Origin of the sequence: Schaalia georgiae DSM 6843 (genome assembly GCF_000429245.1) — a bacterium.
Classification (GTDB): domain Bacteria; phylum Actinomycetota; class Actinomycetes; order Actinomycetales; family Actinomycetaceae; genus Pauljensenia; species Pauljensenia georgiae.
This window is the reverse complement of record NZ_KE386870.1, coordinates 235463-261782: the sequence shown is the minus strand read 5'-3', so window position 1 is coordinate 261782 and position 26320 is coordinate 235463. Positions and strand designations below refer to the sequence as shown.

The window sequence follows — 26320 nt, the reverse complement described above, 5'->3', positions numbered from 1 at the left end:
AGCGCCCGAGGAACTGTACACTCCCCCCATGACCGCCCTGGTGATCCAGAACGACCCCGTCGCCCCACTCGGCCTGCTCGCCCGTTTCCTCGATTCCCCGTGCGTCCTGCGGGCCTGGGAGGACCCGGGCGCCATCGACCGCCTGGTGGAGCAGGCGGGGGCGGGGAGCCCGCCCTTCTCCTCGCTGGTGGTCCTCGGGGGGACTGCCGACGCCCACGCGGACGCGGCTTGGCCGTGGCTGCCGGACCTGCGCGCCCTCATCGCCGCGTGCGCCGGAGCGGGAGTGCGGGTGCTCGGCGTCTGCCTGGGCGCGCAGTTGGCGGCGGTGGCGCTGGGCGGCCGCGTCGACGTCGGGGCGCCGCTGGGCCCCGAATGCGGGGTGACGCGCATCAGTTGGACCGGGGACGCGCTCTCGCACGAGGACCCGTTGATCCGGAGCCTCACGAGGGCGCGCGTCGTCTTCGAGGACCACGGCGACGCCATCGGCGAAGCGCCGCGGGGCTCCAAGCTGCTCGCCGTCTCGGAGAAGTACCCGCAGGCGTTCCTCGCGGGGAGCGTGCTGGGCGTGCAGTTCCACCCCGAGATCATCGAACCCATCGCACGGCGGTGGCAGGAGTCCAACGAGGACACCGACACGGAGCGCATCATCGCGGGCTACCGCGCCCACGAGGCGGGACTCGCGTCGACCTGCGAGGCGCTGGCGCAGTGGGTGGCTCGGGAATGAACGCAGCCGGGGCTTTGGGGCGCCTGGGCGAGCGCTCTCCCGCTCCGCTGATCAGGCCTACGGAGGAGCCGGGCACGTGCGCACGGGTCGCTGCCGTGAGGGGCCAACACGCACCCGTGCCGACAACGCACGCTGGTCGTGATATTGCACGCCCACATGGGGGCGCGGCGCTCGTCATCGACAGTGATCGGGCCTGTGGTGCACGTTGCGGCAGCCGCGCGGGGGAGCCGGGACGGCGCCCGGGCACCGTCCCGGGCGCCGGAGAACAGGGCTGACGGGCCGAAGCAGTCCGTCCGAGACGCCGGGGCGCGGCGCTTCAGTTCCCGTTGGCCGCCGACTGCGGCCCGCCCGCGCCTCCGGGCTGCTCCTTGGCCTTCTCCTCGCTGCGCGACCGGGCGTCGGCGACGATGCGGTCGATAGACTCAGTGTCCGCGGCCGAGCTCAGCTGCATACTGAACTCTTCCCTGTCGGACTCGGTGAGCGAGGGCAGCGAATTGATCGTCGAAGTCGCCTCGGTGCGCGCGGAGTCGAGGTCCGTGGCACTGGCGCCCCCACCGCCCCCGCATGCGGCCAGGCCCAGGGACAGGGCGGCAACGGCTGCGAGGGACACTGCGCGGGCGAGGAATGAACGGCTCATAACGGACTCCGGATGGCAGACGGTCGAACAGGCAAAGGGTACCCGAAAGCCCACCACTCCAACAGTTCCCCGCAAAATAACAGTGCGGGCCACCAGCACGGCCCACGGTACCGGCACCAGCACGTGCTACTGGCACGAGCGCGTGCTACCGACGCGCGTTGTCGACACGGACGCGCGTTGTCGACACGGACGCGCGTTATAACCCCCTCACGATGTCGACAACTCGCGTCCATGTCGACAACCCCCTCACGGCATCGACAACGCGCGCCTGGGGCACACCGACACCCGCGCCAGGGCCGGGTCCCAGGCCGCTCCCTCCCTGGGGGTGCGCACACAAGGACCCCGATTTACGAACCACCCTGCGCACACAACGGCTTGATTCCGCCCTTGTGCGCGACGCCGTATTGCCTAATTCACTCCCTTGTGTGCGACACCAGAAGGGATGAAGCGGCGCTGAACGTGGAGGGACCGAACCCCGTGGGAAACGCGGAGCACCCCGCGGCGGACCCGGTGGGAAACGCAAAGCGCCCTGCGGAAAACGCGGTGACCGGCCGCCCCATGCAACGCCGCGACACCGCCTAAGGCGCCCCCACCTGGGCGAAGGAGCCCTCGCCCCACGCCCACAGGTCCCGCTCGGCGGCACTGACGAAAGCGGCCTGGCCGCGTTCCAGTTCCAGGGATTGGCCGCCCCTCGCCTCGTCGAGGCGGACGGTGACGCGCCCCCCGGTGCCGATGAGGACGCGCGGTCCCTCCCCGGGAACCAGGACCTCGCGGTCGCGCGCGGCGTGCTCCCCCGCGCGCAAGTGGACGAGCGACAACTCGAACTCCTGGGCGGGCGCCAGGTAGCGGTCTGTCGTGGCCGAGGGGTGCTCGGGAGCCACCCGCATCGCCGGGAGGGCCGAGAACTCGGTGATCTCCACCAGTTGGGCGCTATCGATGTACTTGCGGGTCAGGCCCGCGCGCACGACATTGTCGGAGGAGGCCATGACCTCGATGCCCAGCCCCGACTGGTAGGCGTGGATCTGGCGCGGCGGGATGTACACCGCCTCTCCGGGGTGCAGGGCCACCGGGTTCATCAGGAAGGCGACGATAATGCCCGGGTCCCCCGGGTGGCGCTCCCCCAGTTCGCAGACCATCGAGTCGGTCCTGCGCGACGGGGACCCCCCGGCGGCCAAGCGCGAGCAGCAGGCGCGCACGAACTCGTCGATGCGGGGAGCCGTGGCCGGCGAGTCCTCATCGAAGAGCCACGTCGCCAAGGAGCGCAGCCCCCCGCGCAGGGTGGAGAACTTGAGGCGGTGGCGCAGCATCTCCGCCAGCTCCCCGTCAAGGCCGACCAGCAGCTCGCGGGCCTTGCGGGGCACGCGGAAACCCACCAGGGCCTGGAAGTCCGTCAGGGCCAACAGCATCTCCGGCTTGTGGTTCATGTCCCGGTACACGCGGGAGGGGTCGGTGCGGGCGATGCCGAGCACGTCCTCGCGCAGGTAGCCCTCCCGGGCGATCTCCTTGGTGGGGTGGACCTGCAGGGACAGCGTCTGGGCGGGGGCGATGATCTTCGCCAGGAAGGGCAGCGTCGGCCCGAAGGCGTAGAGCAGTCCGCTGCCCAGGGCGGCCTTCGGGTCCGCCTCGATGAGCTGGGCCAGGGTGCGCCCGTCGTCCAGGAGCGTCGGGCCGTCGGGGTGGGCGCCGAACCACAGTTCGGACACGGGCCCGGTGGAGGGGCTGGTTCCAAGGAACCGCGGGATCGCGTCCACCGATCCCCAGGCGTCGGCCTTCGTCCAGCCGGTGAGTCGTTCCATGTCTTCGATCCTATCGCGCCGCCTCAGGCGGCGGTCGTCTCCCGGGCGACCAGGGCGGCCAGGGCGCCGCCGCGGGCCATGAGTTCGCTGTATTCGCCCGTCTCGACGACGCGCCCGGAGTCCATGACGACGATCTGGTCGGCGTCGACCACGGTGGAGACGCGGTGCGCGATAACGACGACGGTGCGCCCCCGCGTCGCCTCGCGGATTCCCGCCAGCACGGACGCCTCCGTTCCGGGATCCACCTGGCTGGTCGCCTCGTCGAAGACGTAGGCGCTGGCGTCGCGCAGCAGGGCGCGCGCGAGGGCGAGGCGCTGGCGCTGCCCGCCGGACAGGCGCTCCCCCATGTCCCCCACGTTCGTGTCCAATCCGTCGGGCTCCGAGGCCACCCACGACGCCAGGTCCACGCGCCCCAGCGCCTCGTCCAGCTGGGCGGGCGAAGCACCGGGGTTGGCGAGCAGCAGGTTGGCGCGCACGGTGTCGTTGAAGATGTAGGGGCGCTGGGGGGCCGAGGCGACCGCCTCGCGCAGGGGGTGCAGACCCACGGAGCGGATGTCCACCCCGCCGATGGACACCGAGCCCGAGTCGGGGTCCCACGTGCGGGTGAGCAGCGCCGCCACGGTGGACTTGCCCGACCCCGACGCCCCGACAATGGCAGTGGTCCTGCCCGCCGGGATGCGGATCGTGACGTCGTGGAGGACCTCGGGGCGCGCGCCCGGGGCCTCGTCGGCGTCCAGACGGACCTGCGGGTAGGTGAAGGACACCCCCGTGAGGGCGATGTCGCCCGCGGCGTCGAAGTCGACGGGCTCGGCGGGGTCGGCCACCAGGGGCGCCCGGTCGGTGACGGCGAAGACGCGCTCGGCCGAGGCGAAGGCCTGGTCGAGGTCTGCGGCGAAGTCCTCGACGGCCAGGACGGGGCCGAAGGACCCCAGCGCGATGCCCACTGCGAGGCCGACCTGGTCGGGGGCGAGGGCGCCCGAGGGCACCATCGACAGGCCCACGAGGGCGACCGCGAGGACCGACAGGCCCAGGACCGCCTGGTTGATGCCCCGGCGGCGCGCGATCCACCCCGTGGAGACGGCCGTCGAGGAGGCGATGGCAGCCTCATGGGCGCCCATCTGCTCCATGCGCCGCCCCTGGGCGCCGAAGGCGAGGACCTCGCGCACGCCCTGGACGGAGTCGGTGACGTGGGCGGCCAGTTTGCCGCGCGCCATCCGCAGGTCCCGCGCCGCGGCACGCGACTCCCCGGCGCCCAGGAGCGGCACCGCCAGGCCGGAGACCAGCAGGAAGCAGAGTTCGACGAGGGCGAGCCACCACGAGGTGGCGGCGCCCATCCACCCGAGGGTGATGGCGGGCACCACGACGGCGGTGCACACGGGGGCCAGTGTGTGGGCGAAGAACACCTCGATGCGGTCGATGTCCTTCGTCACCCGGTTGAGCAGGTCCCCCGGGTCCAGGGAGTCCGATCCCGCTGGGGCCTGGGGCTCCAACCGGTCGTAGAAGTAGTTGCGCAGCATGGCCAGGCAGTGGAAGGCCACGAAATGCCCGGCGAATTGCTCGCCGTAGCGGGCGAGCCCCTTGAGCAGGCTCATGACGACCAGGGCGGCGATCACGGCTCCCGCACCCCACGGGCTCCGGCCCGTCGGCACTGCGAGCACCGCCCACCCGCCCAGGGCGAAGAGGCCGACGCCGAGCAGCAGGAAGACGACGCGCGCCACGATGGACAGGGCCAGGGGGGCAAGGACCCGCCTCGTGATGGACAGGAGGCGCTTGGACAGCTGGAAGCGGCTCATCGGATGACTCCTTCGACGAGGTCGACGCGGCGGTCCGCGCCGGCGATGGTGGCGTCGCGGTGGGAGATCACCAGGGCGGTGCGGTCCGCGGCCGCGCTGCGCAGCGCGGCGAGGATCTCCCTCTCGCTGGCGAGGTCGACATGGGCCGTGGGCTCGTCGAGGATGAGGATCGAGGCGTCCTTGAGGATGGCGCGGGCAATGGCGACGCGCTGGGCCTCGCCGCCCGACAGCGCCAGGCCGCGCGCGCCGACCATGGTGTCGAGGCCGTCGGGCAGGCGGTCCAGCAGGTCCTGGAGGTGGGCGGCGTGCAGAGCGGAGAACAGTTGGGCGTCGGTGGCGCCGGGCCTGGCGACCAGCAGGTTCTCGCGCAGAGAAGCCGAGAACAAATAGGTGGCCTGCTCGACGACCCCCGTGCGGGCGCGCACCCACTCCAGGGGGGCTCCGGCCAGGTCGACGCCGTCAATGCGGGCGGCCCCCGCGTCGGGGCGCCTGAACCCCTGGAGGATCGCCGACACCGTCGACTTGCCGGCGCCCGACGGCCCGGCCAGGGCGACGTGCTCGCCGGGCCCGACGCGCAGGTCCGCGCCGCGCAGCACCGGGGTGGTGCCGTCGTAGGAGAAGTCGACGCCGCTGAGCTCCACGGCGCCGGGCTCGGGAAGGACCGCGGGGGCCGAGGCGCCCTCCGCCTCGACCACGACGGGCTCCTGGGAGGTGAAGCGCTTGATCTCGCGGGAGGCCGCCATGCCGCCCATGCCGATGTAGAAGAACTGGCCGATGCGGTCGAGGGGGTCGAGCATGATCGAGGAGAGCAGCACCAGGGACAGGGCCCCTCCGGGGCTCATGGCCCCCGCCCCGGTGCGGATGAGGGCCAGCGCGACTGCGCCAGTGGTCACGCCCAGCGAGAACACGGAGTCGATGACCAGCAGGATGAGCTGGTTGCCCGCCAGGTAGCTCATGACCTTCGAGCGCACTTCCTCGGCCGCCTCGGCGAGGCGTTCGCCCATGGGCCGCCCGGCGTTCATGAGGACCAGGGCGCCCAGGCCCTGGATCGCGTCGAGTTCCTTGGCCGCCAGGGCCCGGGAGGCCCCCCGGTAGCGGGTGGACACGGGTTTGAATGCCTTGCGGAACCCCAGGACGCAGGCGGGCACCAGCGGGATCGCGATGGCGAGGAAGCCCGCGCTCACCGAGTCGATCGCGGCGCCCACGAAGAGGACGACGATGAGCGGCACCGTCAGGGAGGCGATCATGGGGGCGAGGAAGGTCCCCTTGTAGGCGGCGACCCGCTCGGCTCCGTCGGTCGCTGAGTTGACGATGCGCCCGGCGCGCTCGCGGGTGCGCTCGGAGGGGCCCAGGGCGAACACGTGGGCGACGAGGCGGTGGCGCGCCTTGGGCTCCAGGCGCGCCATTTCGCGCCCGCCGATCGCGCTGACCAGCCACGCGGCCCCCGCGGAGCCGGCGACCCCGGCCAGGGCGATCCACCAGGAACCCCACGCGCGCCCGCCCAGGGCGTCGTCGACTCCCCATCCGATGGCGAGGTAGCCGAGCGAGAGGGCGAGCGCTCCCGCCCACGATAACGCGATGACGATAGCTCGTTTCACCTGTTCACTCCCAGGGGTCACAAGGCAAGGGGACTATAACTGAGGGAAACCTTACCCCGTTCATGACATCTTGTCACCAAGTAGTCGGACAGCGCGCACTCGGGGGAGCCCGGGCACGGCGGGGCACTGGCACCAGCGCCCCGCCGCCGCATACAACGGTCGGATTCACACAACACGCCGTCGCGCGCACTCGGGGGAGCCCGGGTCCGCGCACCGCCTACCGGAGCACCGCAGCACGCGGGTCGAGGCCGAGCTGGCGGCGGATCAACCACCCCAGCAGCAGCGGCAGGCCGCTGCCCGCCGTCATCACTCCCGCGCCCAAGGCGATGCGCCCGGCACTGTCCCTCAACCCGCGCGCCGCTGACACCCTGTTCACCGTGTAGCCCCCGGCTTCCACGGGCCCGGTATCGGGGCCCAGGGCCACGGGGACGGGCGGGGCGCTCGGTCCGGCGCTGGCAGAGCGCCGCCCGGCGGCTGTCGAGTTTTTCTGAGCGGCCGTCCCAGAGCCCGAGGACGCCCGGCTCGCGCTCCCCCGCGCCGACGCAGTACCCCTGCCGCGGGCCCCGGCGACCCCGTCGTTCGTGGAGGAGGGGGTCGTGAACGACGCCGTGTAGGCGACCGTGAGGGGCGCGGCCTTCTTGGCCGCGTCGCGCGTGCCGCCCGAGGTGTACCAGTAGGAGGACTGGCCCGTCTTCTCCTGGTAGGTCACGAAGTCCTGCGGGAAGGATCCCCAGTACTCGGCGTTGTCCGAGGTCCGGGCGGCCTGCTTGGCCACGGAGGAGCCGACCTGCACGGAGACGCCCAGGTAGTCGGGCGTGTGAGTGAACCCCGAGGCGGAGGCCGCGGCCCTCACATCGACGCCATTGAGGGTGGCTAGTGTCACTTTCTGCGTGGGGAGCGGCAACCACACCGACGTGTCGTTGCGGTCTGCGCCGTAGCCGGAGGCGGTCGCCGTGAGCGTCCCCGAACCCGAGGCGTCCACGTCGAGGACGGGATCGGTGACGGACCAGTAGTTCATCCCTCCGTAGAAGGCGACCGTCCACGACCCCTTCCACTCGATGCGCGTCGCGCCGTCGGCAGCCACGGTGCCCTTACCGCCCGTGACGACCACCTGGGAGCCCGTGTTCGCATGCAGGTCATTCGACCTCACCTTGTTGCCGGCCGCGTCGAGGCAGTGGTTCTCCCAAGTGGCGCCCGTCCAGCCGCCCGCGCCGTCGGCCTTGACGATAGACACGTTCCCACTCGAAGCCGAGTAGAAGGAGGAGTCCCATGGGCGCGACGAGCCTGTCGAGGCGGCGACGCCGGCGGACAGGAAGTTGCAGTCCCCGTTGTAGGCGCCCGAGTTCGCCTCATCGCTCATCGACCAGCGCAGGGTCGCGTCGGAGAGGCTCCCGCCGCCCTGGCCCGACGGGGCGGGACCCGGAGTGGTGGGAGCTGGCGCGGGAGTCGTGGGCGCGGGGCCCGGAGTGGTGGGGGTCGGCGCGGGAGTCGTGGGCGTGGGCTGGGGAGCCGGGTCCGGGGCCGGCGCGTCCCCGCCGTTGCCGGGCACGGCGACAGCCAAGGGCGACGGGGGCTTTCGGGCGTCGACCGAGGAGCCGGAGGAGTACCAGTAGGAGTGCTGGCCCGTCTCGCCCTGGAAGTCGACGAAGTCCTGCGGCCACGAGCCCCAGTCCGCTCCTGTGCGCGCCTGCGGGACCGCGTTCGCGGGGCTCGTCACCTCGACGCCCCGGTACTCGGGCACGACGGTCAGCCCCTTGTCGGTGACCGTCACATCCTTCAGAGTGGCCAGTGTCACCTTCCGGGGGGTGAGTGGCGTGGGCTTGGCGTCGGGATCGCTCATGCTGGCGCCAAACCCGGAGGCCGTGGCGGTGAGCGTGCCGACGCCGTTCTCGACGGTGAGCACCGGGTCGTTGGCGCTCCAGTAGGTCATGCCCGAGTAGAAGACCACCGTCCACGAGCCCTTCCAGCTGATCGTCGCCGAACCGGTGGCCGGGTCCAGGGAGCCGGTGCCGCCCTCGATCCTCACGACGGCCTCGGAGACCGCTCCGTTGGTGTCAGTGCGCTGCCCCGTGCGCGTCGTGCATTTGTCCGCCCACGTGATGGGGGCGTAGGCGCCATTGGCGTCGGGTTTGAGGATGGACACGGAGCCCTGCTGCGCCCGCCACAGCTCCTGCCCGGTCTTGGCGCTGACGACGTACTCGCCCGCCTCGTCGCGCGCCGGGGAGTTCGGCCACTGCCCGCCGCCCGAGTCGCCCGCCGCGCCCGCGCCGAAGAAGTTGCAGGTGCCGGGGGCGAAGCCCGCGGACCCGGTCTCCGCGTTCATCCCCCATTGGAGCACGGCGCCGGAGACTTCGATCGGCGCCGCCTGCGCGGCGGGGGGCGCCAGGGCGATGGCCGAGGCGCCGACGGTGACGGCCGCGCAGACCGCGCACAGGACTTTCAAAGGAGTGCTCGCCCTCATACCACTACTGCCTTTCCGCCTGGGAGAAGAAACCATTGAGCCCTGCGCCCCCCGGCCCTGCGGCGCCCACTGTTTCCAGGACCGCGGTGTCGTCCGCCGAGGGCCCCGCCAGGGCGGCGCCGTCGGGCGAGTCGGCGCCGGGCGCGTCCGCGGCGCTGTCGGCCCGGTCCCCGGCCCCTTGCGCGGGGGCGCCCGCGCCATTCACCCGGTCCGGACCCCCGGGAGCGGACGCTCCCGGGGACTGCACGGCGCCCTGCCCGGCTGGATCGGCCGCGCAGTGGTCGTCGTCGCGCGCATCCCGCCCGTCGGGCCTATCGCGACCATCTCGTCCTTCCGCCGCCCGGGCCTCGTCGGGCCATGCCCCGAACGCCCCACCGGGCGCCGCCGACCACGCCGGGGCGTCACCGGACTCCGGGAGGCTGTGCTTGGCCAGGTAGCGCCGCCGCTTCGCCTCGTTGCGGGCCCGGGCGCGGTCGGCCTTGGCCTGGCGCCGCGCCCTCTCGCGTTCCACGGCCACGGGGCTCAGGCCCAGCACGATGGACTTCACGGCCAGGAAACCGCCGAAGCCCGCAGCCAGGACGACCAGCGCCAGCCCCAGCAGCCCCACGCCGACGAGCAGGAAGATGGTGGAGAGGCGGACCTCGGAGTCGGGGCTGGACGTCTGGATGGTGATCGGTGTTCCCGCGCTGCCCGCGGTCCCCGCTCCGCTCCCTCCGGCCCGCGGGGCCGCCGACGGGGAGGGGGCCGCCGGGGAGGCGCCCGAGGACTGCGGTTCCTCGTCCGCCCCCGCGCTGGGACCGGTCTGCTGGGCGGCCGCTCCCGCCGGGGCGCCCACGGCGGAGGAGGAGAAGGTCACGGGGGTGAAGGACTCGTTGTTCGCGTTGATCTGGCCGTGCGCGCCGATCGTGATGATGCCGCACTGGACCGTCGTGCAGTCCACCTCGGAGGCGTTGCCGCTGCGGTCGTAGGTGGTGAACTTGGCGCCTGGGATCGTGAGCTTCGACTGCCACGACCCGTCGGCGCTGATCTCGCCGCCCGTCGCGGCGTAGGAGGTGGCCGAGCCCGGGAAGACGACGAGCGACTCGTAGCCCGCGGGCTTCGTCTCGTCGTCGGCGGCGTAGGAGTAGTCCTTGCCCGTCACCCCGCCCTTGGAGGGCTGCCAGTTATCGGACGTGACGGTGCCGAAGAGCACGTAGATGCCCCCGAACCCCCCGCGGATCGATTGGAATCCCGTGCCCGACACGGTCACGGTGGTCTCCCCCTCCATGGCGATCCCCCCGGGGGCATCGACCGTGACCTGGGGGGCGGCCGAGGCGGGGGCGGCCCCCAGGGCCAGGGCGGCGCACGCCAGCGCCGCTGTGGTCAAAGACGCGCCCACGGCCCGGAGCGCGCGCGTGGCAGGGTTGTTCATCGGGAAGCCTCCGTAAGCGAAGAGTCTCGGACTGGGACGACCAGGGGCGCACCCGTGCGCGGGTGCGCGACCACCTCGATGGGGTGGCGGTACACGCGGGAGAGCAGTCCCGCGGTGAGGACTTCGGAGGGCGCGCCCAGGGCGGCGACCCTCCCCGCGTCCAGCAGGGCGACGCGGTCGGCGTAGGCGGCGGCGACGTCCAGGGCGTGGACGACGATGACGACGCCCGCGCCCGTGGCGGCGTACTCGCGCGCGCGGCGCATCACCATCTCCTGATGGCGCACGTCCATGGCGGCGGTAGGCTCGTCGAGCAGCATGATGGGGGCCGCCTGCGCGAGGACCCGGGCGAAGGCGCTGCGGGAGCGCTCGCCCCCCGACAAGGAGGTGTAGGGGCGCTCGGCGAACTCCTCCGTCTCCGTCAAGCGCAGGCTGGCCCGCACGATCCGCTCGTCGTCGGCGGAGGCCCCGGTCCCCGCCCAGGGGGCCCGGCCCATCTCCACGACCTCGCGCACCCGGAAGGGGAAGGAGACGTCCACGCTCTGGAGCAGCACGGAGCGGCGCATCGCGCGCTCCGCCTGGGACCAGTCGCGCAGGGGCGCCCCGTCGATCTGAACGGCGCCGCCGGTGGGATCCAGGTCCCCGCTGATGACGGCCAGCAGGGTCGACTTCCCCGCCCCGTTGGGTCCGATGAGGGCGAGCACCTCGCCGCACACCAGGTCCAGGCTCACACCGTGGAGGACCTCCGCCCCGCCGAACCCGGCGCGCACGTCGCGCACGCGCATCAGCGCCTCCCCGGCGCGGGGCGCGCCCGGGACCCTCCTGCTCCCGCCGAGTCTCATGCCCACCCCCCGGAGCGGCCGCGCGAGCGGCGCAGCAGCCAGAAGAAGAACGGGCCGCCCACGCAGGAGGTGAGCATGCCGATGGGCAGGTCCGCGAACTCGATGAGGGTGCGGGCGCACAGGTCGGCGGCCGTCATGAGGACCGCGCCGCCCAGGGCGCTGATCGGCAGCAGGGCGCGGTGCCCGGGCCCCATGACGAGGCGCAGCAGGTGGGGGACCACCAGGCCCACGAAGGCGATGATGCCGCAGAAGGCGACGGCCGCGGACACCAGGAGGGCCACCAGCAGCATCCCCTGGACGCGCAGCCGCTCCACATCGACGCCCACGTGGCGCGCCGCCCTCTCCCCCAGCGACAGCAGGTCGAGTTTCCGGGAGATGAACTGGGCGCACACGATCCCCGCCAGGCACAGCGGGCCCACGACCGCGACCTGCGCCCACCGCGAGCCCGCCAGGGACCCCATCTGCCAGAACACGATCTGGTCGCGCGCGGCGCTCGAGGCGGCGAAAACGATGAAGGAGATGGCCGCCCCGGTGACCGCGTTGACCGCGACGCCCGTGAGGATGAGGGTGACGACCTCGGTGCGCCCGGCGCGCCTGGCCATCACGTACACCCCGGCGGTGGTCGCCAGGCCGCACGCGAAGGCGAGGACCGGGGTCGTCCACGATCCCAGGAAGGTCCACGAGAACATGATCGACAACGAGGCGCCGACTGCGGCGCCCGACGAGACGCCGACGGTGCCGGGCTCGGCCAGGGGGTTGCCGAAGATCCCCTGCATGATCGCGCCCGCCACGGCCAGCGAGGCCCCGACGACGACGGCCATCGCCAGGCGCGGGAAGCGCACGTTCCACAGCGCCTCGTCGCCGAAGGGAGTGCTGGGGGCGGGCAGCCAGTCGATGCCGAGGCGGTGGAGGATGGAGCCGAGCACCTCCGAGGGCGGCACGAGGAGTTGCCCGAGGACGCCGCTGACAATGACGAGCACCACGAGCGCCACCGCGAGCACAGTGGCCGTGAGGGCTGCGGCACGCGCCCGTGAGGGGGCGGGGCGCCGGGAGCGGAGACGGGTCATTGGCTCTGCGCCTGACCGCCGGACTGGAGCTCGGCCAGCCGCTGCCCGATGGCGGCGGGCGGTGCGCCGGGCTGGTAGGCCCCATCCGGGTCGAAGACGGCGGTGCCAAGGGCGGCGAGGACCTCGGCCGTGCGGGGGCCGAAGCTCATGACCTCGTAGTCCGACATGTCGATGACGCGCCGGTTCTTGCCCGCTGGGGTCTCGGCGATGCCGGGCAGGGCGAGGACCTCGTCGATGCCGCCGGTGGAGGCGATGCCCAGGGTCATCGTAATGATGATGTCGGGGGCCGCCTTGATGAGGGCCTCGGCATTCGTGGGCGACATCCCCTTGAAACCGACCTCGGCGGCGACGTCCACCATGGACAGGGACTGGATGAGGGAGTCCGCGCCAGAGCCCTCCCCGAACCAGTAGTAGACGGATTTGCCCCTCACGTAGAGGAAGACGGCGCGGGGGCGGTCGGCGTACTCGCGCGGGGACATGCCGGCCACGCGGGCGACGACCTGGTTGATCTCCCTCATCGTGCGCGAGGCGAGCCGCTGCCCCAGTTCGTGCACGCCCAGCGCGTCGGCGACCGCCTGGATCTGGGCCTGCACGCCGCCGACGCCATGCTCGTAGACCAGCGGGATGAAGACGACGGGGATCCCGGAGTCGCGCAGTTGCAACTGCACGTCGTAGGGGCCGATGGAGGTGTCTGTGATGACGACCGTGGGCCGCAGGGCAAGTATCGCCTCGGCGCTGAGCTCGTGGCCGCCGCGGGTGACCAGCGGCAGGTTGGCGGTGGAGGGGTAGCCCGTCGAGATGTCGCGGCCCACCAGGTTGCACCCGAAGCCCAAGCCGATGACGGCCGCTGCCAGGCCGCCGTTCTGGTTGAGGGCGAGGATGCGGGTGGTGTCGGTGACTTTCTGCTGCGGCCCGTCGGCGGAGGGCACGGTGGCCGGCAGGGACTGATCCGCCGTGGGGTCGTCGGAGACGGGGGTGATGTCGGCGGAGCGCGTGTAGGCGGTGGTGGGGCCGACGACGGTCCTCGGGTCGGGCAGTTGGTCGGCGGTGGCGTCGGGCATCTCGATGGTCTGGGGCTCGCCCGAGGCGGGGACCGCCCGGCACTCGGAGCCCGACTGGGCGGGGCTGGTGCCGATGTTCGCGCAGCCCGCCAGGGCTGCGGCGGCCGCGGCGCACACTGCGAGCGCGCAGGCGCGGGCGGCGGTGAACCGGATCGAGCGCATGGTCCAGCTTTCGTGACGTCTTCCGGGAGCAGAAAAGCCCCCGTTATTAAAAGTAAGGCTCACCTACATTAATGAGAAGCGCCCCATGGCGCAAGTCCCACGTGCCCGGGCGCCCCCGCACGGACTGAGGGCGGGGCCTTCCTCGCAGCAGCGGTCGGCGTCCAGAGAGGAGTGCACGAACAGGGGCGGGGCCCGCCCCTGTGCCGCTTCACACCAGGCGGTAGGTCCAGCCGTAGGGGTCCTCCGCGCGCCCCATCTGGATGTCCGTGAGGCGCTCGTGGATCCGGCGCGTCACGTCACCGACGGGCAACTCGACATCGAAGTCGTCGCTGGCCAACCGGGAGATGGGGGTGACGACCGCGGCCGTCCCGCATGCGAATACCTCGGCGACGGCCCCCGAGCGGATGCCCGCCACCAGCTCGTCGAGGGCGATCCTCTCCTCGGACACGCCCACGCCGCCGTCGCGCAGCAGGCGCAGGATCGCGCTGCGCGTGCACCCCTCCAGGATGACGCCGGACAGCTCCGGGGTCTTCACGCTCCCGTCGGCCATGACGACGAACATGTTCATCCCGCCCAACTCCTCGAGGTACTTCTCCTCGTAGGTGTCCAAGAAGCACACCTGGGAGAAGCCCCGGCGCTCCGCCTCGACCTGGGGGAGCAGCGACGCCGCGTAGTTGCCGCCCGCCTTCGCGCTCCCGGTGCCCCCCGGACCCGCCCGGTGGTACCCGCGCACCACCCAGATCGGCACGCCGGCGAAACCGCCCGTGAAGTAGGGGCCCGACGGCGACCCGATGACGTAGTAGTCGACGACGCCGGCGGGGTGGACCCCCACGAACTCCTCCGAGGCGAACATGAAGGGGCGCAGGTACAGGGAGGACCCGTCCACGCCGGGCACCCACTTCTGGTCGGCGCGCACGTAGTCCACCAGGGACGCCACGAAGTCTCCCCGGTCGATCTGGGGCAGGGCCAGGCGGTGCGCCGAATGGTTGATGCGGGCGGCGTTGTAGCCCGGGCGGAAGGTCCAGACGGACCCGTCGGCGTGGCGGTAGGCCTTGATCCCCTCGAACACCGACTGGCAGTAGTGGAGCACCGAGGCCCCGGGGGGCAGGGCCAGCGGCCCGTAGGGCACGACCCCGCGGTCCTGCCACCCCCCGTCCCGGGTCCACCGCATGTGGGCCATGTGGTCGGTGAACTTGCGCCCGAAGGACAGCTCCTCCATGGTTCCGGCGTATTCCCGGTCCGGGGCGGGCGCCGGGTTGGGGGTCAGCGGGAAGCGCCCCGCCAACTCGTCGGCTGCGGGCAGCGCCTGGTCCGCCGCCGCCTCGAGCACTGTGGGGGTGTGCTGCGTCGATGCCATGGGGCCTCCTGTGGTCGTTCGGTCGTTGTGCGCGCGTACGGAGCCAGGGTATGCCGCCGTCCGCACCGCGGCCCGCGCATTTCGGCATGTGGCCGGTGTCCTGGCCAACCCTCCCCACCCTGACTATGACGTACGTTCTCACGCACGTCAGGGGTCGTGCCCCCGCCTCCCGCGCGCAGCGGATACGATCGACGCATGACGACGCTTCCCGACTCCCTGACCGCGGCCCTGCCCTCCCGTGAGCGCCGCTCCCCCGCCCTGGCGCTGGCCGACGGGCGCTGGCTCGCCGCCGCGCGGTCCGGGCTCTACGTCTTCCCCGCCCCCTCCCCCTCCGAGGCGGGGGCCGGCAGCGGGGAGGGAGCCTGCAGCGAGGAGGGGGCCCACGCGGCCGGGCCCGCGTTGTTCCCGTGGTACGACGTGGCGCGGGCGCGCTGGGAAGCGGAGGGCGAGCTCTTCGCGCTGGAGTGGGTGGATCCCTCGCGCCGCCCCCTCACCGGGCGCACCGAGGGGGATCCGGAGCAGTTCATGCGCCATGCGGGCGAGTACGTCGACCGTTCGATCGTGCTGCACGCCCAGTCCCAGGCCGACAACGGGACGACCATCACGGCGTGGGTGCGACGCGGAGGGCGCGGGCTCTTCTCGGTTCTCACGGCCGACGGCCCGCTGGACACGGCGGGCCGTCAAGCGGCGGACGCGCTCGAGGCGGGCGCGCGCGAGGCGGTCGGCCTCGACTGAGCGGCGCCCCGCCTCCCGCTTAGAGCAGTGGGAGGCGGGGCGCCGACTCGGAGTAGGCCGATCAGGCCGCCTGGAAGTAGGCGATGAGCGCCAACAGCCACAGGTGCGCGGGGTAGAACACGTAGAAGAAGTACTTCGAGAACCGCGTGTGGGGGCCGTGCTCGCCGTTGTACAGGTGCAGGACGGGGATCACCAGGACCAGCATGAAGTCCGAGTTCTGCGCGAGCATGGACACCGTGGCCTGCCACGTGTCGTAGGGCTGCCACACGAGGGCGAACATCGCCGCAGCGAGGGCCAGGTAGGCCAGGTCGCGCCACACGACGCGGGTGTAGAGCGCGTAGGTGATGACCATGAAGGGCAGGACCGGCAAGCCGCCCTCAATGGGGAGGAACATCGACATGACGACGGAGCCCGCCAGCGCGCCGACGACGGCGCCCGTGTGCCACCCGGTGCCGGCCCCCCGCTTCACCAGGGCAAGCAGCGTCGTCCCGACGGCCAGGGTGAGGAAGATGTTGTTGTCGTACATGTGCACGTCGCGGGTGGCCAGCAGCTGGCCGAGCGCCAGGTTACCGACGGCCATGATGGCCGCGGCGCCCCACAGGCGCGTCAGGTATTTGCGCATGTTCGAGGTGTAGAGCACCCCCTCGACCGCCCCGTAGGCGAACCAGACCGCCACGCACCGCGTGAGCACGTGGAAGGCGTCCGCCCACTCGGGCGAGACCAGGCCGGGGACGTGGGGCAGGTGGTCGAGGACCATGAGCGCCGCCATCGCCAGTTTGATCCAGTACTGGTTGACGCCGATGCGCGGCCGGGGGGCGGCGTGCGCGGCGGCGGGGGCGGGGACTGCGTGTGTGGCCATTGGAGTGCTTTCTCGTTGGTCTGTGTGGACACTACCAGTGTGGCGGGCGACGGGGCGCCGGGGCTATAGGGGGCCACCCTGGTTGTTCCCCCCCGTCCTCCCCGGGGGAGCACGGGGGAAGGCCCCCATTTCCGGCGCTACTGGAACAGCACAGGAGCCGCCCGCGGCTGTGACGGCCGGACCCACCCGTTTCCGGCGCTACTGGGGCAGCACCCTGCGCTCGAAGGGGTCCACGGAGACGCCCTGGTCCAGGACCGCGCGCGACCACTCGCGCGCGCTGAACAGGGAGTGGTCGCGGTAGTTGCCGCAGGAATACACGTCCGTGCCGGGCACGTCCTCCCACTCCACGTCCTCGGCGATGGCGCGCAGCGAGGACACAAGGGCGGCGGCGACCTCCTCGACGGAGGGAGTGCCCCACATGAGCAGGTGGAAACCCGTGCGGCACCCGAAGGGCGAGCAGTCGATGACCCCGTCGATCCGGTCGCGCAGCAAGGACGCCAGCAGGTGCTCGATCGTGTGGAGGCCCCCCGTGGGGATGGCGTTCCCATTGGGCTGGACCAGCCGCACATCGAAGTTGGAGATCCGGTCGCCCGCAGGACCCGTCTGGACGCCGATGAGGCGCACGTACGGGGCTTTGACCGCCGTGTGGTCCAGGGTGAAGCTCTCGACTTCCGCCATTTCAATCCCTTTCGGTGTAGTTCTGCCTGCGCTGCTCCAGCCGCATGAGCTCCCTGAACGCCTCGGCGTAGCCCGGGTCGTCCTCACCCATCCGCTGCAGCGCGGCCCGGGCCTGGCCCAGGCTCCGGGTCAGGTCCACGCGCACCATCGCCGCCACGACGCCGCGGCAGTAGGAGCGCATGCGCTCGTGGTCGGCCACCGGCAGCGGCGCGACCGCCAGCTGGGAGACAGCGGGCGCCAAGTAGTCCCCCGCCGCCTCCAGGACCTGGGAGACGAAGCGCCGGGTGGCGGCGGCAGTGGCCTCCTCGCCGGGGCCGAAGTGCTCCTCGGCGCTGCGCAGGATCCGCGTGAACTCGTCGAGCCCCCCACTGGCGCGGATCGCGTCGTGGACCGCGCGGTGGGTGGGCACGGTGAACGCGGCGCCGTCGAGCTCGTCGAAGCCCGCGCCGATGACGAGGGCCGGGTGCTGGAAAACGGCCTCCAGGGCCTGGCGCTCGACGCGGCCGACCGGGTCCTCCGCCCCCCAGTCCCTGCCCTTGGAGGGGCCGGGCCTGCCCGCGCCCGCCATCGTCGGCGCCCCGGGGCGGGCGGGCGCCTCGTCCGGCCCCCGGCGCGAGGCCGCGTGGACCGCCTGGTCCACTGTGCGCGTGTCCATGCCGAGCCACCCCGCCAGTTGGCGCGCGTACTCGCGGCGCAGCGCACGGTCCTTGATGTGGGCGACGATGCGCGCCGACGAGCGCAGCCCCGCGATCCTGCCCTCCGCGGAGCGCAGGTCCACACCTGAAAGGACCGAGCGGATCGCGAACTCGAAGAGCGGGGTGCGCGAGCGCACGAGGTCCACGACGGCCTGGTCGCCCTGGCTGAGCCGCAGCTCGCAGGGGTCCTGCCCGCCGGGGGCGACCGCCACGAAGGTCTGCGCCGCGAAGTTCTGGTCCTCCCCGTAGGCCCGCAGCGCCGCCTTCTGGCCCGCGCTGTCACCGTCGAAGGTGAAGATCACCTCGGAGCCGTGGGCGCGCCCGCTGGCCAGGACCACCCCCGCCGCGGGGTCCGCGCTGTCGCCCAGCAGGCGGCGGATGATCTTCACGTGCTCGGGGCCGAAAGCGGTCCCGCACGTGGCGACCGCGCAGTCGACCCCCGCCACGTGGGCGGCCATGACGTCGGTGTAGCCCTCGACGATGACGACCCTGTGCCCCTGGGTGATCGCCTTCTTCGCCAGGTCGAGGCCGTACAGCAGCTGGCTCTTCTTGTAGATCGGGGTCTCGGGCGTGTTGAGGTACTTCGGCGAGTCCTCGTCGTCGTCGAGGCGCCTGGCACCGAAGCCCACGGTGGCCCCCGTGATGTCGCGGATCGGCCACACGAGGCGCCCGCGGAAGCGGTCGTAGATGCCGCGCGCCCCCTGGGAGGCCAGCCCCGCGGTCTGGAGCTCCTGGTCCGTGTAGCCCCGCGAGCGCAGGTGGCGGATCAGGGCGTCCCAGCTGCGGGGGGCATAGCCCACACCGAAGTGGGCGCACATCGCCTGGGTGAACCCGCGCCCGGCCAGGAACTCGCGGCCCTTCGCGGCCTGGGGGGTGGTGAGCTGGGACTGGTAGAACTCCTCCGCGATCCGGTGGGCGTCGACGAGGCGCCCGCGCCTGCCCGGCTCCTCGGTGCGCACCCGGGCGCCCCCCTCCTCGTAGTGGAGGGTGATCCCCGTCTTCGCGGCCAGCACCTCGACGGCCTCGGCGAAGGGCAGGTGGTCGATCTTCTGGACGAAACTGATGACGTCGCCGCTCTCCCCGCATCCGAAGCAGTGGAACATCCCCACGGCGGGGCGCACGTTGAAGGAGGGCGTCCTCTCGTCGTGGAAGGGGCAAAGGCCCTTGAGCGAGCCGATACCGGCGGGCTTGAGCGTGACGTGGTCGCCGACGATCTCCTCGATCCTGGCAGCGTTGCGCACTGCTTCGATGTCGTCTTTGCGTATGAGCCCGGCCATGGGGACGATTCTACTGTCCGCGCCCGCCGGGCACGCGCATGCCCTGCCGGGCCGGGCCTCACAGCTGGCTGGAGAGCATTCCGCAGTGGCGCGCGTGCCACGCGGAGGCGGACACGTCGGTGAGGGAGGCGACCTGGTCGATGACGGCCCGCAGGCGCACGTCGTCGGAGGAGGCGGCCCGCCACTGCTGGGCGAACACGGGTTCGAGGGCGTCGGCCCCCGCCTCGTACAGCGCGTCCACCAGGTCGGCCACCAGCGTGCGCTGCTGGTAGTACACGGGCTCGCTCTCCCGCGGGCTCATGACGTAGTGGACGGCCATGCCCTTGAGGACCTGGATCTGGGCGCGGGTGGCCCGGGGGACCACCAGGTCCGCGCGGTACCGCCCCAGGGGCTCGGGCCCGAAGGCGTCGCGGGTGGCGCGCACGGTCGCCGAGCAGAAGCGCCCGATCAGCTCGCTCGTGAGGTCCTTGAGGCGGCAGCGCGCCACGTACCCGGCGTCGTAGTCCCCCAGCCAATCCTCCATGGCCAGCAGGGCGCCCAGCGCCTCCTCCAGGTCGGGGCGGGACACTGCCGGGCCGTACCAGCCCAGCGTGGAGTCGATGACGGCGCTGGCGCGGGCGTCGTCGCGCAACTGCCCTGGGGCCAGTTTGCCCGTCGCGATCGCGTCCTCCACGTCGTGGACGGAGTATGCGATGTCGTCCGACAGGTCCATGATCTGGGCCTCCAGGCACCTGCGCCCCGCCGGCGCCCCCTGGCGCATCCACGCGAAGACGGGGGCGTCGTCCCCGTAGACCGAGAACTTGCGCGTCGACTTGGCCAGGTCGGGGCCCCCGGATTTGACCCACGGGTACTTGCAGATCGCGTCCAGGGCAGCGCGCGTGAGGTTGAGGCCTGCGGGAGTGGAGTCCGGGCCGATCACCTTCGGCTCCAGGCGCGTGACGACGCGCAGGGTCTGGGCGTTCCCCTCGAAGCCGCCGATGCGGGAGGCGAGGCTGTCGAGGGCGCGCTCGCCGTTGTGCCCGAAAGGGGGGTGGCCCAGGTCGTGGGAGAGGCACGCGGCGTCGACCACATCAGGGTCGGCGCCCAGCTCCTTGCCGAGCTCGCGGCCCACCTGCGCGACCTCGAGGGAGTGGGTGAGGCGAGTGCGCACGAAGTCGTCGCTGCTGGGACCGAGCACCTGGGTCTTCTCGCCGAGGCGGCGCAGCGCGGAGGAGTGCAGGACCCGGGCCCGGTCCCGTTCGAAGTCGGTGCGCGCCGAGGATTTGGCCTCCTCGTGGACCATCCTGTCCATGTCGGAGGGCGCGTAGACGCCGGCGCCCCCGTCGACGCCGGGGATCACCAGGGAGAGCTCGTTCGTGTCCGCCACTCCCCCAGCGTAGCGCCGCGCCGGGCCCGCGCGCCCGGGCAGCGCGCCCCGGTGGCCGTGGCACTGCGAACGAACCCTCCGCGGCGCCCGGACGCGCCTTCCGGATGCGGCGCCCAGGAGGCGGACGGGCCCCGCGCGCCCCACCGCGCCGTTAGCATTGGAGTGCACAGCGCGCCCCAGCGGGGGCAGTGAGGAGGAGGGGACATGCCCACACCACCCGAGGGGCAGCAGGCGGACGGACTGCCCGGCCCGGGGGCGCCCGGCGGTGCGGACGGACGCGCCCTAGCGGGCGGCCCGCGGCCATCAGGCCGGACTGGCCCGGACGCCGGGGACGTGTGGACGACACCGCTCGCCTCGCCGGACACCTGGGTGCCCGAGGCCCCCGCGCGCCCCGCGCCCCGCAGGCGTTGGCACGTGATCGCCCCCCTGCTGGCCGCCGTCCCCTTCTTCGCTGCCGCCCTCGGGCTCTTCTGGCTGGCGCGCTCGTCGCACAGCGCACAGCAGTGGGATCCGGCCATGCAGGATTCCGACATCGTGGAAACCGAGGCCCTGCCCTGGGCGCTCGAAGGGGAAGCAGCACCTGTGAAGCACACGCCCGCCCCCTCCGGCTCCTGGTCCAAAGGAGCGCGCGAGGCGTGGAAGATCGACGCGCCCGCCCTCAACCGCGGCGGTTTCGAGCAGACCACCAGTTACGCGGCGAACGGGAACGCCCTGATCACCCTGCAGAGCGCGAACGCGTGGCAGAGCACGATCAAGGGCTGGGACATCGGCGGAACGCAGCCGCGCCAGCTGTGGGCCCACACGGTCCAGATCACGGACTCCCCCACGATCGGCGCCGAGGAGGCGGGCGTGTGGGTGGGGAGCACCCTCTTCGCCGACGGCTACGCCATCAACGGGCGCACGGGGCAGATCGTATCCCTGACGTGGATGCGCTCACAGGGCTCCGGGCGCCGGGTGAACGACCTGGTCGTCACCGGCGACGGGCTCCTGGTCGCCTGCGACCCCGGCCCGGGGCAGTGCACGGCCCGCAAGTCCGACGGCTCGGTCGTGTGGTCTTCCCCCACCGGGCTCAAGGGGCACACGATGCGCGGCACCGCACTGGGCGGCGGGGACGAGTGGATCTGGCTCGACGGGGGCGCGGGAGCCGTGTCCTTCGTCAACGCGAGGACCGGCCAGGTCAACGCGGAGCGCTACGGTTCCACCGGCCCGTGCTGGCGCGAGGGCGCCCGCGACGGATGGCTGATCGCCTGCCACGCGGACACGCGGATCACCGCTTTCCAGGCGGACGGCACGCCGGCCGGGGTCTTCGACGCGGTCCACTGGCCCATCCCGGCCAGTCCGGAGGGCGAGTGCTCCAACGCGGGCACACCGGTCTGGGCGGGGGCGCCGACTCTAGACGAGGCCATCGCCTACTACCGCGACGGAGACGACTCCTCGACCCTGGGGACCCTCACGCCCACGGACTGCGAGCACATCGAGTACGCCTCCCCCACGGGCGCCTCCGCCACCATCGACCTGTCGGACGACCCGGAGCGCAGGGCGTTCGCCCTCGGGGATTTCGGGTGGCAACTCCAAGAACAACTCGCCATCAGCGCCGACGGGCGCGTCCTGGCCATCGGCAACTCCATGCTGGTCGACCTCACCAGCGGCAGGCGCATGGACATGGCCTCCGTGGGCTCGCCGGACATGCCGCTCCTGGCAGCGCCCGGCCTCATGCTCGTCGCCGACAGGCCCGGGGTGAGAGCCATCGCGCCGCAGGAGTGAGCCCGTTGGGCGCGGCCCCCGCTTTCATGAGAATCTCCTCATGCGGGGGCAACGGGACTCTCATGGTCGCCCGCCACCCTGGTAGTGGTGAAAGGAGCACACGTGTCAGAACGCATGAGGATCGCAGGGACGATCTGCGCCATCGCCGCCGTCGGCATCGCCGCATTCATGGGCCTGCGGGCGCTGGCCAGCGGCTCGGGCCAGCCGATGCGCGAATCCGGCCTCGTGGTGCCCTCCCAGTCCGAGGGCTCCGCTGCGCAGTCCGACCCGGGGACGGCCTCGCCCCCCGCCGGTCCTGAGCCGACGGGGCACCCCACCGACGGGCCCGCGGTTCCGGGTCCGGTGCCGGCGCCGACTGCGCCCGAGGCGCCCTACCAGGTAACGCCGTCCCAGCCCCAGCGCGCCACCTCCGACGACGATGACGATCACCACGACCACGACCACGACGACAAGGACTCAGACCGCGACGACGACTGAGGACCGCCCGGGGCCGCGTCCCGCACGACGCCGCGCCCCGGCGGGCCCGCCCCTCACACGAGGCGGTACCCCATGCCGCGCACGGTCTCGAAGCGGTCCTTGCCGATCTTCTGACGCAGGTAGGACAGGTAGACGTCGACCACGTTGGACCCGCCGTCGAAGTCGATCCCCCACACCGCCGAGAGCAGCTGCTCGCGGCTGAGGACCTGCCCGGGGTTGCGCATGAAAGTCTCCAGGAGCGTGAACTCCCGGGCCGACAGGTCCACCCACCGCTCCCCCACGCGGGCACGGCGGCTCTTGAGGTCGAGGACGAGCGGACCCCTGGTGAGGGTGAGTCCCCCCGCCGCGGGCGCCTCCTCCCGCAGACGCAGGCGCACGCGGGCCAGCAGTTCCTCGAAGGAGAAGGGCTTGGGGACGTAGTCGTCGGCCCCGCCCTCCAGGCCTGCGACCCGGTCCGCCACTGAGGTGCGCGCCGTGAGCATGATGACGGGCATGCCCGAGCCCTGGCCCCGGATCCGCTCGAGCACCTCGAAGCCGTCGATGTCGGGCAGCCCCACGTCCAGCAGCATGAGGGCTCCACGGCCCTGCAGGGCGGCCTCGACCGCCTCGGCCCCCGTGGAGTACACCTCGGGGACGAATCCCGCCGCCCGCAGGCCCTTGGCGACGAAGGAAGCGATCCTGCGCTCGTCCTCGACGATGAGAATAGTGGTCATGGTTTCCCTCCCGGGTCGGCGCCGCCGGGGCGCAGGGGGACCACCAGGGTGAAGGTCGAGCCCTCCCCCGGGGTCGATTCGATGTCGAGGCGCCCGCCGTGGGCGCGGACGATGGACTCGACGATGCTGAGCCCCAGTCCGGAGCCGGACACGCGTTCGCTGCCCGCGCCGCGCACGAAGCGCCGACGGACCCGGTCGATGTCCTGGGGCGCGATCCCCGCGCCCCGGTCGCGCACCCACATGCGCGCCCATTCGGAGTCGGAACTGGAGCCGATCCCCACGACCGCCCCCTCCTTCGAGTACTGGACGGCGTTCTGGGCGAGCTGCAGCCACGCCTGGGTGATACGGGCGGCGTCGGCCCAACAGGTCGCGCGCGCGGCCCCGTCGAACGCCCAGTCCCTCCCGCCGAGGGCCCGCGCCTTCTCCAGGACCCGGTCGGTCAGGGCGGCCAGGTCCACGGGGGCGGGGTCCACCGCGTCCGAGGCGCGTGCCAGCTCCAGCAGATCCCCGACCAGGGCGCCCATCCGGTCGAGCTCGTCGATGACCAGTGCGCGAGTGTCGACCACGTCGGCGTGGTCGGCGGGGTCGAGGAGCTCCATGTGGCCGCGCACGACCGTGATGGGAGTGCGCAGTTCGTGGCTCACGTCGTCGAGGAGCTCGCGCCTGGCGACGACGGCCCTCTCAACGCGGTCGAGCATCCTGTTGACGGCCCCGGCCAGCGCCGACAGGTCGTCGCTGCCGCGCACGGGGACCCGGGTCGCCAGGTCTGCCTCGCCGATGGAGTCAGTGGCCCGGCGCAGCTCCCCGATGGGCCGCAGCAGCCGCGTGACGGCGAACCACGCCAGGGGCGCCACCAGGGCGACGGTGCCGCCGGCGGAGACGGCGTAGAGCAGCATCGTGGAGCGGAAGGACGCGGAGTAGCGGCGCATGTCGATGGCGTGGACCAGCGCCGCCGTGGAGGTGGGGCCCGTGACGGGCACGACGACGAGTCGGTAGGTGGTCGTCGCGGTCGTGTGCGTCTCGAAGACCGTGTCGGCGCCCGTCGTCAGGGGCGCCACGTGGGCCATGAGCTCCGCGTCGTCCTCGGGGCGCAGGCGCGGCTCCTGGGAGGGCAGCCAGTACAGTGCGCCGTCGACGAAGCCGACCTCCCCGGTGCTGGCCCCCCAGAAGGCGCGGGACAGGTGGAGGCGGACGATCTCGGAGGGGTCGGTCAGGGGACCGCCCGTGTCGGGGTCGGTCCCGGCGGCGATGAGGTGCTCGAGGGCGGCCTTGGAGCGCTGGAGGTTGTCCACGGCCCGCGAGTCGAGGGCGCGCTGTTGCAGGACGGACACGAGGACGCCGGAGACTGTGAGCGCCGCCCCCGCGACCAGGACCATCGCGACGATGATCCTGGTGCGGATGCTGACGGACACCCCGGGCTGTGCGGACTGGGCGCTCATGGCCTCATTGTGGGGCCTGCCGCCCCGGCGCGCACCCCGGCGGGGCTCACCTGGGGGAGGGCCCCGCCGGGCGGCCCTCACCGCCCGATCCCCACGTGCTTCCACCCCGCGGCGCTCCACGCCTCGCGGTCCAGGGCGTTGCGCCCATCGACGATGGTCCGGGTGCGCACCAGGGGCCCGATCTCGGCCGGGTCCAAGTCCACGAACTGGCGCCACTCGGTCGCCAGGACCACCAGGTCCGCGCCGGCGAGCGCGGTGTGCAGGTCCTCGACCATGGTGAGGTGGGGCTTGTCGGCGGCGGCGTTGGACAGGGCGATGGGGTCGGTGACGCGGACGCGGGCGCCGCGCTCGTGGAGGCGCAAGGCCACGTCCAGGGCGGGCGAGTCGCGCACGTCGTCGGTGTCGGGCTTGAAGGAGGCGCCCAGGACTGCGATGGTCGCGCCCTCGACGCTACCGCCCAGCGCTGCCTCGGCCGCGGCCACGGCCCGGCTGCGGCCCCGCAGGTTGATGGCGTCGACCTCCTTGAGGAAGGCGACGGCCTCGCCCTGGCCGAGTTCCTCGGCGCGGGCCACGAAAGCGCGGATGTCCTTGGGCAGGCACCCGCCGCCGAAGCCGATGCCCGCCCCCAGGGCGCGCCGCCCGATGCGCTCGTCGTGGCCGAGCGCCTGGGCGAGCATGGTGACATCGGCGCCCGTGGCTTCGCAGATCTCCGCCATCGCGTTGATGAAGCTGATCTTGGTGGCCAAGAAGGAGTTGGCAGCGGCCTTGACCAGCTCGGCGGTGGCGAAGCCCGAGGCGATGACGGGGGTGCCCGCGTCCAGCAGGGAGCGGTACGCCTCGTCGAGCGCATCGCGGCCCCGTCTGGCGGCCCCGGGGTCGTCCGAGAGGCCGTAGACGAGGCGCGAGGGGCGCAGCGTATCGGCGACCGCGAAGCCCTCGCGGAGGAACTCGGGGTTCCACGCGAGGTGGGCCCCGGCGGGCGCCAGGGCCTCCTCGACGCGCTGCGCGGTGCCCACCGGGACCGTGGACTTGCCGACGACGACGGCGCCCTCGGCGGGGTCGAGGAGCCGGACGAGCATGGAGACGGCGCGCATGAGGTGGCTGAGGTCGGCCGAGCCCTCCCCTGCCGCTTGGGGCGTGCCGACGGTGATGAAGTGGAGGCCGCGTCCGCGCAGGTCGGCGGCGGTGGGCTCGGCCGTGAAGCGGAGCCTCCCGGCGGCGGTGGTCTGGGCGAGTATCTCGTCCAGGCCCGGCTCGTGGAAGGGCGAGCGGCCCGAGGCGAGGGAGTGGACCTTGTCGTGATCGATGTCGATGCCGACGACGTCGTGCCCCAGGGCCGCCATGCAGGCGGCGTGGACGGCGCCGAGGTATCCGCATCCGATGACTGTCATTCTCATGGGAGTGCTCTTTC

General features: G+C 72.6%; 21 protein-coding genes. 4 read left to right on the top strand and 17 right to left on the bottom strand.

What is annotated here, in order from left to right:
- Window positions 1–28 precede the first annotated feature (28 nt).
- Entirely contained in the window at window positions 29–724 is a 696-nt protein-coding gene (locus tag G447_RS0109640; RefSeq protein ID WP_026430895.1) for a type 1 glutamine amidotransferase, read from the top strand.
- Between the two features lie 316 nt (window positions 725–1040).
- Here G447_RS0109640 and G447_RS0109635 read toward each other — a convergent pair whose 3' ends face one another.
- From G447_RS0109635 to G447_RS0109590, 10 genes are all read right to left on the bottom strand, one after another.
- Complete coding sequence (locus G447_RS0109635; protein WP_026430894.1) at window positions 1041–1361, bottom strand: GA module-containing protein; 321 nt, start codon at window positions 1359–1361, stop codon at window positions 1041–1043.
- A 578-nt stretch (window positions 1362–1939) separates the two neighbouring features.
- Window positions 1940–3157 (bottom strand): mannose-6-phosphate isomerase, class I, encoded by a 1218-nt coding sequence (manA, locus tag G447_RS0109630; RefSeq protein ID WP_026430893.1) that lies wholly within the window; start codon window positions 3155–3157, stop codon window positions 1940–1942.
- A gap of 23 nt (window positions 3158–3180) precedes the next feature.
- On the bottom strand, window positions 3181–4950 hold the full coding sequence (cydC, locus tag G447_RS0109625) for a thiol reductant ABC exporter subunit CydC (RefSeq protein ID WP_026430892.1): 1770 nt from the start codon (window positions 4948–4950) through the stop codon (window positions 3181–3183).
- A complete protein-coding gene (locus G447_RS0109620; RefSeq protein WP_026430891.1) occupies window positions 4947–6548 on the bottom strand; it encodes an ABC transporter ATP-binding protein/permease in 1602 nt (533 codons plus the stop codon). Before G447_RS0109620 ends, cydC begins: the two co-directional genes overlap by 4 nt.
- Window positions 6549–6765: 217 nt before the next feature.
- The gene (locus G447_RS0109615; protein WP_026430890.1) at window positions 6766–9009 is read right to left on the bottom strand and encodes a hypothetical protein; all 2244 of its coding nucleotides are present in this window, start codon (window positions 9007–9009) and stop codon (window positions 6766–6768) included.
- Window positions 9010–9013: 4 nt separating this feature from the next.
- Window positions 9014–10420 (bottom strand): hypothetical protein, encoded by a 1407-nt coding sequence (locus G447_RS11535; RefSeq protein ID WP_051226312.1) that lies wholly within the window; start codon window positions 10418–10420, stop codon window positions 9014–9016.
- Entirely contained in the window at window positions 10417–11259 is an 843-nt protein-coding gene (locus tag G447_RS0109605) for a heme ABC transporter ATP-binding protein (protein ID WP_005869492.1), read from the bottom strand. The genes G447_RS11535 and G447_RS0109605 overlap by 4 nt, the downstream gene beginning before the upstream one ends.
- Window positions 11256–12326, bottom strand: a complete 1071-nt coding sequence (locus G447_RS0109600; RefSeq protein ID WP_026430889.1) for a FecCD family ABC transporter permease — start codon at window positions 12324–12326, stop codon at window positions 11256–11258. The genes G447_RS0109605 and G447_RS0109600 overlap by 4 nt, the downstream gene beginning before the upstream one ends.
- Window positions 12323–13549 carry a heme/hemin ABC transporter substrate-binding protein gene (locus G447_RS0109595; protein ID WP_026430888.1) on the bottom strand — a complete coding sequence of 409 codons (1227 nt, stop codon included), beginning with the start codon at window positions 13547–13549 and terminating at the stop codon, window positions 12323–12325. The genes G447_RS0109600 and G447_RS0109595 overlap by 4 nt, the downstream gene beginning before the upstream one ends.
- 208 nt (window positions 13550–13757) lie before the next feature.
- Window positions 13758–14906 (bottom strand): branched-chain amino acid aminotransferase, encoded by a 1149-nt coding sequence (locus G447_RS0109590; protein WP_026430887.1) that lies wholly within the window; start codon window positions 14904–14906, stop codon window positions 13758–13760.
- A 195-nt stretch (window positions 14907–15101) separates the two neighbouring features.
- Here G447_RS0109590 and G447_RS0109585 point away from each other — a divergent pair, with 195 nt between their 5' ends.
- Window positions 15102–15641 (top strand): hypothetical protein, encoded by a 540-nt coding sequence (locus G447_RS0109585; protein ID WP_026430886.1) that lies wholly within the window; start codon window positions 15102–15104, stop codon window positions 15639–15641.
- Window positions 15642–15702: 61 nt separating this feature from the next.
- Here the strand turns inward: G447_RS0109585 and G447_RS0109580 are convergent, their stop codons facing one another.
- The 4 genes from G447_RS0109580 to G447_RS0109565 form a co-directional block, all read right to left on the bottom strand.
- Entirely contained in the window at window positions 15703–16500 is a 798-nt protein-coding gene (locus G447_RS0109580) for a TraX family protein (protein WP_005872566.1), read from the bottom strand.
- A 198-nt stretch (window positions 16501–16698) separates the two neighbouring features.
- Window positions 16699–17178, bottom strand: coding sequence for an S-ribosylhomocysteine lyase (locus tag G447_RS0109575; RefSeq protein ID WP_005872567.1), 480 nt, complete (start codon window positions 17176–17178; stop codon window positions 16699–16701).
- 1 nt (window position 17179) lies between these two features.
- Window positions 17180–19150, bottom strand: coding sequence for a DNA primase (gene dnaG / locus G447_RS0109570; protein WP_026430885.1), 1971 nt, complete (start codon window positions 19148–19150; stop codon window positions 17180–17182).
- 58 nt (window positions 19151–19208) lie between these two features.
- Window positions 19209–20516: a deoxyguanosinetriphosphate triphosphohydrolase gene (locus G447_RS0109565; protein ID WP_279378606.1), complete on the bottom strand. Its 1308-nt coding sequence runs from the start codon at window positions 20514–20516 to the stop codon at window positions 19209–19211.
- Window positions 20517–20720: 204 nt separating this feature from the next.
- Between G447_RS0109565 and G447_RS0109560 the strand changes: the two genes are divergently transcribed.
- Both G447_RS0109560 and G447_RS0109555 read left to right on the top strand, forming a co-directional pair.
- A complete protein-coding gene (locus G447_RS0109560; protein ID WP_243442356.1) occupies window positions 20721–22280 on the top strand; it encodes a hypothetical protein in 1560 nt (519 codons plus the stop codon).
- Between the two features lie 102 nt (window positions 22281–22382).
- Complete coding sequence (locus tag G447_RS0109555; protein ID WP_081697900.1) at window positions 22383–22757, top strand: hypothetical protein; 375 nt, start codon at window positions 22383–22385, stop codon at window positions 22755–22757.
- Window positions 22758–22810: 53 nt separating this feature from the next.
- Here G447_RS0109555 and G447_RS0109550 read toward each other — a convergent pair whose 3' ends face one another.
- The 3 genes from G447_RS0109550 to G447_RS0109540 all read right to left on the bottom strand — a co-directional run bounded on the left by G447_RS0109550 (window position 22811) and on the right by G447_RS0109540 (window position 26306).
- Window positions 22811–23470 (bottom strand): response regulator transcription factor, encoded by a 660-nt coding sequence (locus G447_RS0109550; RefSeq protein WP_026430881.1) that lies wholly within the window; start codon window positions 23468–23470, stop codon window positions 22811–22813.
- Entirely contained in the window at window positions 23467–24909 is a 1443-nt protein-coding gene (locus tag G447_RS0109545) for a sensor histidine kinase (protein ID WP_026430880.1), read from the bottom strand. Before G447_RS0109545 ends, G447_RS0109550 begins: the two co-directional genes overlap by 4 nt.
- Window positions 24910–24986: 77 nt before the next feature.
- Window positions 24987–26306 (bottom strand): UDP-glucose dehydrogenase family protein, encoded by a 1320-nt coding sequence (locus tag G447_RS0109540; protein ID WP_026430879.1) that lies wholly within the window; start codon window positions 26304–26306, stop codon window positions 24987–24989.
- Between the last annotated feature and the right edge of the window lie 14 nt (window positions 26307–26320).

Coding starts and splice junctions, on each gene's coding strand:
- G447_RS0109640 (WP_026430895.1), top strand. CDS start 29: ATGACCGCCCTGGTGATCCAGAACGACCCCGTCGCCCCACTCGGCCTG.
- G447_RS0109635 (WP_026430894.1), bottom strand. CDS start 1,361: ATGAGCCGTTCATTCCTCGCCCGCGCAGTGTCCCTCGCAGCCGTTGCC.
- manA (WP_026430893.1), bottom strand. CDS start 3,157: ATGGAACGACTCACCGGCTGGACGAAGGCCGACGCCTGGGGATCGGTG.
- cydC (WP_026430892.1), bottom strand. CDS start 4,950: ATGAGCCGCTTCCAGCTGTCCAAGCGCCTCCTGTCCATCACGAGGCGG.
- G447_RS0109615 (WP_026430890.1), bottom strand. CDS start 9,009: ATGAGGGCGAGCACTCCTTTGAAAGTCCTGTGCGCGGTCTGCGCGGCC.
- G447_RS11535 (WP_051226312.1), bottom strand. CDS start 10,420: ATGAACAACCCTGCCACGCGCGCGCTCCGGGCCGTGGGCGCGTCTTTG.
- G447_RS0109605 (WP_005869492.1), bottom strand. CDS start 11,259: ATGAGACTCGGCGGGAGCAGGAGGGTCCCGGGCGCGCCCCGCGCCGGG.
- G447_RS0109600 (WP_026430889.1), bottom strand. CDS start 12,326: ATGACCCGTCTCCGCTCCCGGCGCCCCGCCCCCTCACGGGCGCGTGCC.
- G447_RS0109595 (WP_026430888.1), bottom strand. CDS start 13,549: ATGCGCTCGATCCGGTTCACCGCCGCCCGCGCCTGCGCGCTCGCAGTG.
- G447_RS0109590 (WP_026430887.1), bottom strand. CDS start 14,906: ATGGCATCGACGCAGCACACCCCCACAGTGCTCGAGGCGGCGGCGGAC.
- G447_RS0109585 (WP_026430886.1), top strand. CDS start 15,102: ATGACGACGCTTCCCGACTCCCTGACCGCGGCCCTGCCCTCCCGTGAG.
- G447_RS0109580 (WP_005872566.1), bottom strand. CDS start 16,500: ATGGCCACACACGCAGTCCCCGCCCCCGCCGCCGCGCACGCCGCCCCC.
- G447_RS0109575 (WP_005872567.1), bottom strand. CDS start 17,178: ATGGCGGAAGTCGAGAGCTTCACCCTGGACCACACGGCGGTCAAAGCC.
- dnaG (WP_026430885.1), bottom strand. CDS start 19,150: ATGGCCGGGCTCATACGCAAAGACGACATCGAAGCAGTGCGCAACGCT.
- G447_RS0109560 (WP_243442356.1), top strand. CDS start 20,721: ATGCCCACACCACCCGAGGGGCAGCAGGCGGACGGACTGCCCGGCCCG.
- G447_RS0109550 (WP_026430881.1), bottom strand. CDS start 23,470: ATGACCACTATTCTCATCGTCGAGGACGAGCGCAGGATCGCTTCCTTC.
- G447_RS0109545 (WP_026430880.1), bottom strand. CDS start 24,909: ATGAGCGCCCAGTCCGCACAGCCCGGGGTGTCCGTCAGCATCCGCACC.
- G447_RS0109540 (WP_026430879.1), bottom strand. CDS start 26,306: ATGAGAATGACAGTCATCGGATGCGGATACCTCGGCGCCGTCCACGCC.